This is a genomic window from Dyadobacter sp. Leaf189 (assembly GCF_001424405.1).
In the GTDB taxonomy this organism is placed as follows: Bacteria; Bacteroidota; Bacteroidia; order Cytophagales; family Spirosomataceae; genus Dyadobacter.
The window spans coordinates 30422-44009 of the sequence record NZ_LMPS01000007.1; the positions used below are offsets into that span (position 1 = coordinate 30422).

The 13588-nt window shown below is 45.2% G+C and carries 15 protein-coding genes; 11 read left to right on the forward strand and 4 right to left on the reverse strand.

Features of this window, described 5'->3' with window-relative positions; translation table 11 throughout:
- Window positions 1–133: 133 nt before the first annotated feature.
- The 8 genes from ASG33_RS21695 (at window position 134) to ASG33_RS21730 (ending at window position 7006) form a co-directional block, all read left to right on the forward strand.
- Window positions 134–2797 carry a tetratricopeptide repeat protein gene (locus tag ASG33_RS21695; RefSeq protein ID WP_056290658.1) on the forward strand — a complete coding sequence of 888 codons (2664 nt, stop codon included), beginning with the start codon at window positions 134–136 and terminating at the stop codon, window positions 2795–2797.
- 40 nt (window positions 2798–2837) lie between these two features.
- The gene (locus tag ASG33_RS21700; RefSeq protein ID WP_056290661.1) at window positions 2838–3290 is read left to right on the forward strand and encodes a hypothetical protein; all 453 of its coding nucleotides are present in this window, start codon (window positions 2838–2840) and stop codon (window positions 3288–3290) included.
- Window positions 3291–3330: 40 nt separating this feature from the next.
- The gene (locus ASG33_RS21705; RefSeq protein WP_056290664.1) at window positions 3331–4041 is read left to right on the forward strand and encodes an ABC transporter ATP-binding protein; all 711 of its coding nucleotides are present in this window, start codon (window positions 3331–3333) and stop codon (window positions 4039–4041) included.
- Window positions 4042–4091: 50 nt separating this feature from the next.
- Entirely contained in the window at window positions 4092–4289 is a 198-nt protein-coding gene (locus tag ASG33_RS21710) for a hypothetical protein (protein ID WP_056290667.1), read from the forward strand.
- Between the two features lies 1 nt (window position 4290).
- Window positions 4291–4551 (forward strand): type II toxin-antitoxin system RelE/ParE family toxin, encoded by a 261-nt coding sequence (locus ASG33_RS26315; RefSeq protein ID WP_056290671.1) that lies wholly within the window; start codon window positions 4291–4293, stop codon window positions 4549–4551.
- A gap of 98 nt (window positions 4552–4649) precedes the next feature.
- A complete protein-coding gene (locus ASG33_RS21720) occupies window positions 4650–5372 on the forward strand; it encodes an RluA family pseudouridine synthase (protein WP_056290673.1) in 723 nt (240 codons plus the stop codon).
- 71 nt (window positions 5373–5443) lie between these two features.
- Complete coding sequence (locus ASG33_RS21725) at window positions 5444–6178, forward strand: hypothetical protein (RefSeq protein WP_157474907.1); 735 nt, start codon at window positions 5444–5446, stop codon at window positions 6176–6178.
- Window positions 6179–6235: 57 nt separating this feature from the next.
- Window positions 6236–7006: a hypothetical protein gene (locus ASG33_RS21730; RefSeq protein ID WP_056290676.1), complete on the forward strand. Its 771-nt coding sequence runs from the start codon at window positions 6236–6238 to the stop codon at window positions 7004–7006.
- Window positions 7007–7072: 66 nt separating this feature from the next.
- On the opposite strand, the gene ASG33_RS21735 is transcribed toward ASG33_RS21730, so the two are convergent.
- Both ASG33_RS21735 and msrA read right to left on the reverse strand, forming a co-directional pair.
- The gene (locus tag ASG33_RS21735; protein ID WP_056290680.1) at window positions 7073–7597 is read right to left on the reverse strand and encodes a hypothetical protein; all 525 of its coding nucleotides are present in this window, start codon (window positions 7595–7597) and stop codon (window positions 7073–7075) included.
- A 138-nt stretch (window positions 7598–7735) separates the two neighbouring features.
- Window positions 7736–8422, reverse strand: coding sequence for a peptide-methionine (S)-S-oxide reductase MsrA (gene msrA / locus ASG33_RS21740; RefSeq protein WP_200942850.1), 687 nt, complete (start codon window positions 8420–8422; stop codon window positions 7736–7738).
- 154 nt (window positions 8423–8576) lie between these two features.
- Between msrA and ASG33_RS21745 the strand changes: the two genes are divergently transcribed.
- The gene (locus ASG33_RS21745; protein WP_056291176.1) at window positions 8577–9113 is read left to right on the forward strand and encodes a CopD family protein; all 537 of its coding nucleotides are present in this window, start codon (window positions 8577–8579) and stop codon (window positions 9111–9113) included.
- A gap of 89 nt (window positions 9114–9202) precedes the next feature.
- On the opposite strand, the gene ASG33_RS21750 is transcribed toward ASG33_RS21745, so the two are convergent.
- Entirely contained in the window at window positions 9203–10414 is a 1212-nt protein-coding gene (locus tag ASG33_RS21750; RefSeq protein ID WP_056290683.1) for an NADP-dependent isocitrate dehydrogenase, read from the reverse strand.
- Window positions 10415–10562: 148 nt separating this feature from the next.
- Here ASG33_RS21750 and ASG33_RS21755 point away from each other — a divergent pair, with 148 nt between their 5' ends.
- Entirely contained in the window at window positions 10563–11141 is a 579-nt protein-coding gene (locus ASG33_RS21755; protein WP_056291177.1) for a 5-formyltetrahydrofolate cyclo-ligase, read from the forward strand.
- A gap of 167 nt (window positions 11142–11308) precedes the next feature.
- Window positions 11309–12319, forward strand: coding sequence for an aspartate-semialdehyde dehydrogenase (locus tag ASG33_RS21760; protein ID WP_056290686.1), 1011 nt, complete (start codon window positions 11309–11311; stop codon window positions 12317–12319).
- A 50-nt stretch (window positions 12320–12369) separates the two neighbouring features.
- On the opposite strand, the gene ASG33_RS21765 is transcribed toward ASG33_RS21760, so the two are convergent.
- The gene (locus tag ASG33_RS21765) at window positions 12370–13587 is read right to left on the reverse strand and encodes an NADH-quinone oxidoreductase subunit D (protein WP_056290688.1); all 1218 of its coding nucleotides are present in this window, start codon (window positions 13585–13587) and stop codon (window positions 12370–12372) included.
- Window position 13588 lies beyond the last annotated feature (1 nt).

Genomic DNA, 13588 nt, shown 5'->3' on the forward strand with positions numbered 1-13588 from the left:
CTCAGCGCCAACCTGATCAATGCCTTTACATTACTTCAAACATCAGATCTGGTCGAAATAACAGGTTGTTGATATTTTCGTTGAGGTAATTACAATTATTTAAATCCCAAAAGGAAGTCTGTTAATCTATTATATGAAGGAAGTTTTTTTCTGGAAGGTTTGGTCAGTATCTGAGCGCAGGATGGCAGTTGCAATGCTGGCCATTCTGTTTTTTGCAATTGTATTTTTTGTACTTAAATGCATAGATCCGCTTCAAAATGTAGTAAGGTGGAATGTGGTGAGTGAAATGTCGGAGGTTGGTACTGTTGTGGACTTTCTCCGGATCGGACAGTGGCAGTACGGGGTTTCTACCCCCTCACACCTTGTAACTGAAAGCTTTATGGCTTCGGTAATGGACATTGATTACCTTACTGTGCAGGTATTCTGGTTCTTTGCAATTATCGGTATCAGCCTGATCCTGGCGGCAATCACAACGTTATCCAGGTTTTGGTACCTGGCCGGAATGGTGGTATTTATTATGTTCCTGGGCTTTTCAAAGTTGGAAATTTTGTCCGGAGCCGGGGAAGGAAACAAGCTGCTATTCATTATAACCGTGATGATCTACGGCATTACTACCTATTATTTCCATGCATTCAGGCAGGATGCGGGTATAAGTATGCGGATAGCAGGTACACTCGGCGCGTCTGTAGTGATTTGTGCAGTTGCGTATTTTACATCTCCGATCAGTTTTACTGCGCTGGCTGCTGCCACGTACTCTTTTCCGTTCTGGGTACTGTTAACCGCATTGTTCCTGCTGGTTTCTTCAACCGAAATAATGGCTGGACTGGTTTGGCTGAGTACCAGCGGCTCGGTCAGGAAGGGAAGTACAGGTTTGATCAACTTCATTGTAATCAGTGTATTATACCTGATTTTACTATTGTTGATTTATCTCAAAAATACAAAGCAGATTGATTGGAATGTGACGCTGATCAGCCCGGTTGTGCTTGCCTTAATATCGGGCGTTGCCGGGATCTGGGGTTTCAGAAGGCGTGCCGATTCGACGGGCGGCGTGCTCCCGTTCCGGAGCGCCGGCTTCTGGATTTACATTGGGCTATTCATGATCGCAGCTGCATTCACAGGTTTAATGGCCGGAATGGCCAACGATCCTGTGCTGGAAGCGCTGGAAGATGTGGTAGTACAAGGTCAGCTCGCGATGAGTGTTTTATTCTTCTTTTATATCCTCGTCAACTTTTACCCTCTTTTTCAACAAAAACTGGCAGTTTACAAAGTCTTGTACAAACCGCTCAGCTTTGGGTTGACTCAAACGCGATTGTTTGGATTTGTAGGCGTGGTCGTTTTGTTTTCGTTACAAAGACTGCTACCGATCAACCAGGCTTTTGCCGGATATTTCAATGGATTGGGCGACCTGCACACCCGAACTGAGGAATTTGCATTGGCAGAGCAATACTACAAACTCGCATTGCAGCAGGAATTTCAAAACCATAAGTCGAATTACTCCCTCGCTTCCCTCGCCATTCGCCAGGGAGACCGCACTGCCGCCGCTTTTTACTTCCGGCAGGCATTGCTTAAAAATCCGTCTCCGCAAGCGTATGTAGGATTAAGCAGTATTCTAAGTCAGGAGAATTTGTTTTTCGATGCCGTGCATAGTTTACAGGAAGGCGTCGGTAAGTTTCCGAAAAGCGGAGAGCTGCTCAATAATCTGGGCATGCTTTACTCAAAAACCAATGTAGCCGACTCGGCTTATTATTACCTGGAGCGAGCAGAGAACAGTAGTACCCGCGCAGAAATACCGGCAACAAACTTGCTTGCTATTCTCGCGAGGAACACGGATTCGGAGTTGCTGGATTCCCTTGCGTCGACAACAGAAAAGCGGGATTACCTATCGTGGCAGGCCAACTGGCTGGCTGTTCAAAATCTGCGGCAACAATTTGCAAAGGAAGAATGGAATGCAAAAGCAATCCCGGCAGACTCACTCCTGAGCGTATCGTCATCCGTTTACGTACTTAATTATGCACTAAATCAGGCAAGATCAGATGCATCCGCAGCGCAGTTACTGAACAAACTTGCGTCCAAAAATCCGGTACTGTCAAAGGACCTGAGCTGGGCGGCGCTTTACCCGGAGTTTTATAGCGGTGATAAACTCAAAGCTTTACAGGTACTTACTGCACTGGCATCTGATGAAGAGGAACAAAGCGAGCTGTACCATAAAGTGCTGGGACATTGGTTCCTACAACTGGGATTGTATGAAAAAGCCATTGAGAGTCTGGCTGATGTGGAAGGAGTGGAGGGAACGATTGGAATGGCGGTTGCCAATGCGCTTTATGATAAGAAAGAGGTAGCAGTTATTTTATTGGATAAAATCCAGAAACCTGAGAATAGCGGCGCAATCGAGAATTTGAAACAAAACCTTTTCTCAGGCATTAAGCCAAAGTCTGCAACGGACTCGCTGCTTGCAGTTGCAGTACGTTCCCCTTCCGACGCGAATTTTGAAAAAGCAGTGCGTGCCAACCCGTTTGATGCCAAAAGTGTTTCTGCAACTTCTGAGTATCTGCGTAAAAAGAAGCAAACGGGCAAAGCTTATAAATTGGTGCTGGACGCACTTGCCTATAACACGTATGCGCCGCAATTATGGGAGCAATATGCATTACTGAGCCTCGACCAGGGGCTTACAGGGCAGGCTGACGAAGGGGAAAGTAAAGTGAAGCAGTATGCCGATCCAGCCGGTTATCAGCAATTTATGAGCCGCTATCAACCTATGCGGGCACTTATCGAAAAACAAAGAGCGGAGTTTCAGTGATTTAATATTTTAGATTGCTGTAAATTATACCTGACTGAATATGTCTTTAATCATCAATTCGAATTTCAGCGGAACCGAAAGCCGACTGTTCAGGGGTAAGCTGATCGTAGGATTGCTGAAAATCAATGCCTGGAAAGAGGATGGTTACGGTGAATTGGACGGAAGTATGCTACGGTTTAAAACACGCGGCTTCTGGAACAGGGTTACTGAAATCAGGGACATTGAAGGGGTAAGGGTACTGGGCAGCATTAAGTATAATTTGTTCAAAGGCTCTGCCGAAATCAGCTACGAAGAAGCAAGTTATAGCTGGAAGTTCAGTAACTGGATGCAACAGCAATGGGTTGTGAAAAGGGAGGAAGACGAGGCTTCATTTAAATCAACCAGTTTCTGGAAATATGAAGGCGAGCTGTTCAATGAAGGAATCCCGTCGGCTGTTTTGCTCGCATCGCTTTTTGTTCAGGGACATTTTCGCCGGATGACCGCGGCGTCATAGTACTATCACCTTTAAACGCTTTTCAACAAGGAATTTCAATATGAAAATCATCGAGACTAACGAGATTGCGAAACGTTATGTAATGGGAAGCGAGGTGATCCAGGCACTCAAATCTGTTACTATTTCGGTCAATAAAGGTGAGTACGTCGCATTTATGGGCCCGTCGGGTTCCGGCAAATCTACGTTGATGAATATCATCGGCTGCCTCGATACACCCACAACCGGGCGTTATGTTTTGAACAGCAAGGATGTGAGTGATATGACGGAAAGCGAGCTTGCAGAGATCAGGAACAAGGAAATCGGTTTTGTCTTCCAAACATTTAATCTTTTGCCGAGAATGTCGTCGCTCGATAATGTTGCATTACCATTGATTTATGCAGGACTGAGCAAGTCGGACCGCACTGAGAAGGCGATGCTTTCATTGAAAAACGTTGGGCTCGAAAATCGCGCCGGACACAAGCCTAATGAGCTTTCGGGCGGTCAGAGGCAGCGGGTTGCAATTGCGCGGGCGCTTGTAAATGATCCCAGTATTTTGCTGGCGGATGAACCTACGGGTAACCTCGATACAAAGACTTCTTACGAAATCATGGATTTATTTGATCAGCTGTATAGCCGCGGCAATACCATCGTAATGGTAACCCACGAAGAGGATATTGCCCATTACGCCCACCGCATTGTCCGCCTCCGTGACGGACTGGTTGAGTCAGATACCATCAATCCCAACCCTACGAAAGTGAGTGCGTTAGTGTGATAGTTGACTTGACTGCTATAAAGTGCTAACTTTCTAAAAACACATTTAAGATGAAAGGTATCAGCTATTTGATTGATGAGATTGGAGAAAAAAAGGCGGTCGTGATTGATGTTGCTCTTTTAAGGGAAAAAGACAGCCTATCAAACATTTTGGAAGATATTGAAGACGAAATAGCAATAGAATTAAGAAAGGACGAAGAATCACTCAACTGGAAAGATGTGAAAGATCAGCTACTTTCTGAGGATTGAGATGTATGAAATAATTATCAAGAAATCGGCTTTAAAAGAACTGCGGAATATACCGAAAACACTCAGATTGCAGATAATCACCAAAATAGATGAGCTCGCCTCTGATCTCAGACCTCAGGGTGTAAAAAAGCTGGAAAGCTCAAAAAATGATTACCGGATCCGAGTTGGCGATTTCAGAATTGTATATCAGATTTATGACGACAGGTTGATAATAGATGTTATCAAAGTAGCACACCGAAGAGAAGTTTACAAAAACAAATAGTCATCTTTGTAAGTAAAATCGCTTACATTCATTAGTAAGCAAAATCCGAATGAGTTACTCTCAGGTAATTCATTCGGATTATTTTTATCAGAACAGACATGAAAATCAATTTCAGCGACATCATTATATTTGAAAACGAGGATTTTCTCGTGGTAAATAAACCGCCGCATCTGGCGACACTGGACGAACGGACTGCGGATAGGGGAGGAAGCGTGCTCAGGCTTGCCAAGGAATACAATTCAGAATTGCAGGCCGCACACAGGCTGGATAAGGAAACATCCGGCGCACTGGCGTTTGCTAAAAACCCGGCCGCTTACCGCCATCTTGCAATGCAATTTGAACATAGGGAAGTTACAAAGCGCTACCACGCGGTCACAAATGGCATTCACAAGCTCGATAGTATCTCTGTGTACCTGCCGATTTTACCTTTGAAAAACGGAACAGCGGTAAAAATCGATCGTGCAGAAGGCAAGGTTGCAGAGACGATTTTCAACACTTTACAGGTTTACCGGGGTTATACATTAGTGGAATGTATCCCCATCACGGGCCGCATGCACCAGATCCGTATCCACCTTTCCTGCCTTAAAGCACCGATAGTTTGTGACCCGCAATATGGTGGGGAGCAGATCTATCTTTCAAGTCTGAAACGCAAGTTCAACCTGAAAAAAGAAACCGAGGAACAGCCTTTAATTCAGCGGGTTGCATTGCATGCGCATTCGCTTTCCTTCGCATTAATGGACGGAGAGCCGGTGCGCGTTGAGGCGCCTTATCCCAAAGATTTTGAGGTACTCGTGAAGCAGTTGAACAAATTCGGAATGTAGTAGCATAATTTTTTACAGGTTTGATGAAAGTTTGTGTAGGTTTAAACACATTTTTCATCAAACCTAATATTATGCGGATACACACATCTAACTCCCTGTCGGTCATTCTGATCGCTCTTCTGTCCCTTTCTCTCGTAGAGAATTCTTTTGCACAAACCGCTCGTAAAAACGACGTGATCGTCAAGCGTGATAGCTCCCAAATTCAGGCGCTTATTACACAAATGACCTACGAAAAGATCAACTACCGTGATCTGGGCACAGCCGATAGCGCGAAAGCCTACATTTATATGGATCAGGTTGCAAGGGTTTTGTTGAAAAATGGCAAGATCTTAAATGTACGCGATTCGGTCCTGGTAGGTAAAACACCACCTGATTCAGTTGGGCAATATGCGGATCTGAATAACCTGCCGACCGATCCATTTGAAAAAAGTGTGGTCATGGCCAATTCGGATCAGTTGAGAGACAAATACGAATACTACAATAACAAGGCAATAGACGGTAAAACAGGTGCGATCGTTTTTACGTCTATTGCAGTAGCTACGTTGGTTTCCGGAATCATTGTAAGTGCAGTAGGTGAAGATCAGGATGATAAGAAGTTTGGCACTGCGCTTGCGATAGGCGGACCTGTTTTTGGCGGGGTCTTCGGTTTGATTACTTTTAATAGGTACCGCGTCAATCATAAAAAGGCCAATAAGGTCAAATCAGAGCTCGAACGCCGCGGTCAGCCACTTACTACATTCAGGATAGGACCAAGCTTTGATCCGTTTAATAAATCCGGCCAGCTCACAATGCGTGTGACATTTTGATAAGGATAAATTTATTACTTCATTCGGAGCAAAATACTCATATTAGCTCCTTCCGCAATGAAAGTAAGTTTACCTGTGCTGAGATTTCAGCTCCTGATCACTATTTGTTTTTTGATCCTTCATGCGGCTTCTGCACAGACAACGCGGAAGCCCGACATTATCCTGATGCGGAACGAGACCAAACTGGAAGTTCTTATCCAGGAAGTAGATGATAGCATAGTCAAATACAAGAAAGTTAACGATCAGGAAGGTCCATTATTCACGATTAAAAAGTCGGAAATTGCGTCCATTCAGTACGGAAACGGAGAAGTGGAAACATTTGAGGCCACATTGGAAGTGCCTAATTACTACGCGCCTTCTTCCGCGAGCCCCAGGCAAACTCCCGCAGCAGTTATGCCATCAGGAAATAAGTTTCAGCAGGAACTGCAAACCAGCTCTTCCGAACATTTAAGAGGGATTTACAAATATTACCGGACCAAGTCAAAGAACGGACTTGCGATTGGTATTGCGGGTACTTCCGCCGGACTCATTTTAATGGGAGTAGGTACCGGTATTATTGCTAACATTCAGACTGATGTAAATGGAAATTTCCTCACTTATGCCGACGAGCAGAAGGCAATCCGTGGTGCCTGGCTGATAATTGGCGGGTTTGCAGGAGCAGCTACATTCGGGACAGTAGGGTTCGTAAAAGCAGGCCGGAATGGATCAAAAGCAGGCAAAATCAGGAGAGAGCTGCTTCAAAGAGGAGAGCCGATCACATTTAAGTTCAGCCCGGGATTTAACGCAAGAACGCAAACCGGCTTTTTGACGGTGAACATACAATTTTGATATTGATATAAATGCAAAAGCGGCCTGGAAGTAATTCCAGGCCGCTTTTGCATTTATTATGTCTTCTTAGAACTTGAAAGTAATACCTGCTTTCAATGGGGATGCATTGTAACCTACTTCTGCAAATACGCCAATGGTAGGCTTGAAATAGTAGCGGGCACCTGCATATGCTCCGAAAAATACACCACTGCCATAAGCGTCGTAGCCAATTCCGTCATAAGAGGAGCTCGCAATACGGTAACCAAGTGATGGGCCTGCGTAAAGATCAAGGTTATCCATTGTAAGGAAGTGTTTTCCAAAGTGGTAAGAACCTCTTGCCGCAATGCTGATAAAGTTATAGCTCCATCCGTAACCATAAATTCCGCCGCCGTAACCCCAGTGAACAAAATCCAGCTGTCCACCAACACTGATAAAATCATGAACTCCACCTTCAAAGGATGCACCCGCTCCAACTCCGCCGCCGCCATATGTGCCGCCTAGGTTGATACCTGCATTCAGTAATTTATCTCCTTTCTCGAATTGCGCAAAAGCCTTTTCCGAGGTCGCGCTTAGAACGGACGCAACGAAAAACATGAATAGAATCTTTTTCATCGTAATAGATAAGTTATTGTTAATAATGGCACAAATTAAAGCGTTTAATTGAATGCTTCAAAACTTGTGCCATTGTTACTTATTATCCGGGTCGCTCCACTTTATTAGTGGCCTTCCATTCATGTTGCAGTCCGAAAATCAGATTTCCTTGCGCAGTTTTTCTTTGAATACCTTCTTGAACTTATCCAGTTTCGGTGCGATCACAAATGCGCAATAGCCTTGTTCCGGATTGTTGGCGAAGTAGTTTTGATGGTAATCCTCAGCAGGATAGAACTTCACAGCCTTCGTGATTTCGGTAACAATTGGGTTTGAGTAAGCGCCCGATTTATCAAGTTCTGTCTTGGCTTTTTCAGCAAGCGCTTTTTGTTCATCGTTGTGATAAAAAATCACTGAACGATACTGGGTACCCACATCATTTCCCTGGCGGTTTAAAGTTGTAGGGTCGTGGCTGCGGAAAAATGCCTCAAGAAGGTCTGCATAGCTGATCACCTTTGGGTCATAAACCACCTCCACACATTCTGCGTGGCCGGTATTTCCTGTGCACACAGCCTTGTAGTTAGGATTGGGATCATGGCCGCCGGAGTAGCCCGAAACAACCTTCTTTACACCTTCCAAAGACTCCATTACAGCCTCTGTACACCAGAAGCAGCCGGTTCCGAAAGTAGCGGTTTCCATATTGGCAGTATCAACATTCTTCTCGTCAAGCGACGTAAACGCGGTTTCTTTGTCCATTTTTCTCTTTTGTTTTTTATCCGACTGAGCGCAAGATATCACAACCATGCAACACAAAAATAAAAACGTCAAAATCGGGATTGTGGTTTTCATTTTACTGGTTTGGGTTACTTTACAGATTGATTAACGAATCCTTCACAAAGAAAGTTTTCTCTGAGGTATTCATCCATTATTTACGAAATTTGCCCGCAAAAAGATCGGTAGGGAAGGTACTTCAATGCCGGACTGCAGATCAAAAATCCCCGCTATGACATACCTCCATTTTAAGGCACTGCATATCATTTTTGTTGTGAGCTGGTTTGCCGGGCTCTTTTATATGCCGCGCCTGTTTGTTTATCACACAGAAGCAAACGAAAAGCCAAGTCCCGAGCGGGAGATACTTTTCGCGCAGTTTACCAAAATGGAAAAACTGTTGTGGAATGCGATTATGACGCCCGCCTCCTGGCTTGCATTGCTGTGCGGCGCAGCTATGATTTACATTACGCCTTCGTGGCTGGATCAGGGTTGGATGCAGCTCAAACTGCTTTTTGTGGTGGGCCTGGTGGTTTATCATTTTTTTACCCGCAAAATTCTCCTGGAAATCCGCCAGGGAAAATTCCGGTTTTCGTCTTTTCAGCTACGTCTCTTCAATGAAGTAGCAACTGTATTCCTGTTCTCCATTGTCTTTTTGGTTGTGTTAAAAAACACGGTTGACTGGCTCTGGGGAGTTTTGGGTCTGATTGCTTTTGCAGTTCTGATCATGACCGCAGTGCGGACTGTGAAGAAGTTCAGGGAAAAGAAGTAAGTCGCTTTTGCCCACACATTCCATTTTTGTAATCCATAAAAAAGCCACCGACTGAGAAGCCGGTGGCAGTAATATAGAAAACCTGAAAATTAAGCCAGAGCAGCTTTCAGGTTGGTATCAATTGCTTCAAGGAATTCCTCGGTATAAAGGAAGTGCTCGCCGTGTTTCACGTCATTTCCGAAAACACCGATTGCCAGATCCTTTGTCATTTTACCGCTTTCAACCGTTTCAATACATACTTTTTCCAAAGCCTGGCAGAAATCGATCAGCGGCTGGTTGTTGTCCAGCTTGCCACGGAATGCCAAACCACGAGTCCACGCGAAAATAGACGCGATCGGGTTAGTTGAAGTTGGCTTTCCTTTCTGGTGCTCGCGATAGTGACGGGTTACAGTTCCGTGTGCAGCTTCTGCTTCCATTGTTTTGCCATCCGGCGTAACAAGTACGGAAGTCATCAGGCCCAGTGAACCAAAGCCTTGTGCAACTGTATCTGACTGAACGTCACCGTCATAGTTTTTACAAGCCCAAACGAAGTTACCTTCCCATTTCAATGCAGAAGCTACCATATCGTCGATCAGACGGTGCTCGTAATGTACTTTGCCTGCGTATTCTGTTTCGTAAATTTCCTGGAAAATATCCTTGAAACGCCCGTCGTATTTTTTAAGGATTGTGTTCTTGGTAGACAAGTACAGCGGCCAGCCTTTATCCAATGCCACATTGAAGCAAGCACGCGCAAAACCACGGATTGACTCGTCAATGTTGTACATCGCCATTGCTACACCTGCACCTTGGTACTGGTACACTTCGTGCTCGATCACCTGTCCGTCTTCGCCTTCAAATTTGATAGACAGCTTTCCTTTACCAGGAACAACGAAATCAGTTGCGCGGTACTGGTCACCAAATGCGTGACGGCCCACGATGATAGGCGCAGTCCAGTTGGTTACCAAACGTGGCACATTCTGCATGACGATCGGCTCGCGGAAAACAGTTCCGTCCAGAATATTCCGGATCGTACCGTTTGGCGACTTCCACATTTGTTTCAGATTGAATTCCTTAACGCGGTCTTCATCAGGAGTGATTGTTGCGCATTTGATACCAACACCATACTCGCGGATTGCATTAGCTGCGTCCACAGTAACCTGGTCGTTTGTTTCGTCACGATACTCAACACCAAGGTCGTAATATTTAATATCTACATCCAGATAAGGTAAAATCAGCTTTTCCTTGATAAACTTCCAGATGATGCGGGTCATTTCATCGCCATCCAGTTCTACAACGGGATTGTCAACTTTAATTTTGCTCATGTCTTAAATTCTATACAATAGTTAAAGATTTGAAATCAAACCGTGAAAGTACAAACAAATGAATAAAAAGGCTGAAAAATCGCGCTAAACCGTGGCCGCATCAGGTTATTTTTTGATATTGTCGGCTGCGAAAAACGGTGATGAGTTCATGAAAAAAGCCTTTCTGCGTAAAGAATTTTTAGGGAAAAGAATGGCACTGGCGCAGAAAGAACGCGAAGCGCTTAACCTCTCTATAACAGAAAAAACACTGCGATACCTTTCTGAAATTACATTTTCGATGGTTCACGTTTTCTTGCCTCATCCCTCTAAAAATGAAGTGGATTGCCAGCCGCTTATTTCGTTGCTCAGGGAAAAAGCAGCGCCGCCTCGCATTGTTGCGCCCCATGTTTTGCCGGGAACAAAGGAAATGGAACATTATCTCCTGACACATGAAACTACCCTGATTCCCAATCAATGGCAAATTCCTGAACCGGATCCTCACACTTCCGTTCGCATTGAGCCCCGACAAATTGATGTAGTACTGGTTCCGCTTCTCGCATTTGATCAGCGCGGTTTTCGTGTGGGGTACGGCGGAGGTTATTACGATCGGTTTTTAAAAGAATGCAGAGATGATATTGTAAAAATCGGCTTATCGTTTTTTGCCCCGGTTCCGGAAATAACAGACACTAATCTCTATGATATTCCACTCAACGCCTGCATTACACCCGATGAGATTTACAGGTTTTAAGTTGATGTAAGAGTTAAATCACCTAGGAAGAGCCTTTGTTAAATACTGTATTTAAATACATTAATGAAAGATTCGGGGCATAATCCTAAATATTCGTCGTAAATTTGCGGCACTTTTCGCCTCTCGGCGGGAATGGTCAATTTTATTCATTTAATCTCAATGCAAGAATGAAAATCGCAGTAGTAGGCGCTACCGGTTTGGTAGGCGGCGAAATCCTCAAAGTGCTCGAAGAGCGTAATTTCCCGGTAACGGAATTGTTGGCCGTTGCATCAGAAAGGTCTGTTGGCAAGGAAGTTACATTCAAGGGTAAACAGGTCAAGGTGATCGGTTTTGAGGACGCGATTGCAGCTAAGCCTGAGATAGCTATTTTCTCGGCGGGCGGCAGCACTTCTCTTGAACTTGCGCCAAGATTTGCAGAAGCTGGTATCACAGTAGTAGATAATTCTTCTGCTTGGAGAATGGACCCTACGAAAAAACTCGTAGTGCCGGAAATCAATGCAGGTGAGCTTACCAAAGAAGACAAGATTATCGCAAATCCAAACTGCTCTACCATTCAGATGGTAGTGGTTTTGAATCCATTGCATAAAAAATACAAGATCAAACGCGTTGTTGTGTCCACCTACCAGTCGGTAACGGGTACAGGTAAGGCAGCTGTGGACCAGCTTTTCTCTGAGCGCGCAGGCGACCATAGCAAAGGCAAAGTATATCCGCACCAAATCGACTTGAATGTGCTTCCGCATATCGATGTGTTCCTCGATAACGGTTATACCAAGGAAGAAATGAAGATGACCAATGAGACCAAAAAGATCATGAGCGACGACAGCATTGCGGTTACGGCCACAACAGTTCGTATCCCTACCATCGGCGGTCACTCAGAGGCAGTGAACATAGAGTTTGAAAATGAGTTTGATCTGCAAGAAGTGCGCGCGCTTCTCGCTCAGACAGAGGGCGTAGTTGTTCAGGATGATCCGAAGAATGCAGTTTACCCAATGCCTTTAACAGCTCATGGAAAAGACGAAACCTTTGTAGGCCGCATTCGTCGTGACGAATCTCAGCCTAAAACATTGAATCTCTGGATCGTAGCAGATAACCTTCGTAAAGGTGCTGCCACAAATGCTGTTCAAATCGCCGAGTTCCTGGCGAAGAATGAGCTTGTTGGCGTTGCGCAGGAAGCTTAATTTTTGAAATATTAAATAAATGAGAGCTGCCGCAAGGCGGCTCTTTTTTATTACCTGTCCACTTCTCCCATTACGACATCGATTGAACCGATGATCGCTACCAGGTCAGCGAGTAGAGCTCCTTTCGAGATTTCCCCGATTACATGCAGGTTATTAAAGCAGCAGGAGCGGGCTTTGCAGCGGAATGGAACATCTGAGCGGCCATCTGCACGGAAGTAAAAGCCTAATTCACCTTTCGGACTTTCGCCTCGGATATAGAAATCCGTTGCTTTTGGGCGGATCTTCTTGGGTACCACAGCTTGCGGATCGAAGTCGCGGGTTCTTTTGTAATCTCCCGTAAGCTGCACCAGGCTTTGTTCAATCATTTTGACTGATTCCCAGCATTCGACTACCCTTACCCAGGTACGGTCCCAGCAGTCGCCGGTTGTACCCATTTTGCCTTCTCCGATAGGAATATCAAAATCGAGCTCGGGGTAAACAGAATACCCGTCAACCTTCCGAAGATCGTATCTCAATCCCGCGCCTCGCAGCATTGGTCCCGTGCAGCCGTAGTTTATGGCCACGGGCAGCGGAAGGATACCCACATTGGCAGTTCTCTGAATGAAAATTTTATTGTCGACAACCAGCTGCTGCAGCTCGATGAGTTTGGGTTTAAGATATTTGATAAACTCCAGACACCTTTCCTCAAATCCCACAGGCAAGTCGTAGAACAAACCGCCGATCCAGATATAATTATAGAGCATTCTTGCCCCGCAGGTCCATTCAAGCAGCCGCAGAATCTGCTCCCGGTCGCGCATCATCCACAAGAATGGGGTATAGGCGCCAATGTCCATGGCGTAAGTTCCCAATGCTACAAAGTGGGAAGCCAGCCTGTTCAGCTCGGTGACTACAACGCGTATGTATTCAATCCGTTTGGGAATATCATTTTCAATGCCCAGCATTTTTTCCACGCCTCTTACATAAGCATGCTCGGAGTTCATGGAAGCAACGTAATCGAGCCGGTCTACGTAAGGAATGGTCTGATTGAATGGAAGCGACTCAGCATGTTTTTCAAAACACCTGTGCAGGTAACCCAGGTGCGGCACCACGTCAACAACTACCTCACCGTCTGTTACTACCTCCAAACGCAGAACGCCGTGCGTGGAAGGATGTTGCGGGCCCATATTCAACACCATTTCTTCTGTACGAAGATTTTCGGAGTTGTATTTGGTGGGAACCGAAGCGGTCAGGTACTCGGGTTTGTATTCGTATTGAATGGCGTTGCTCATA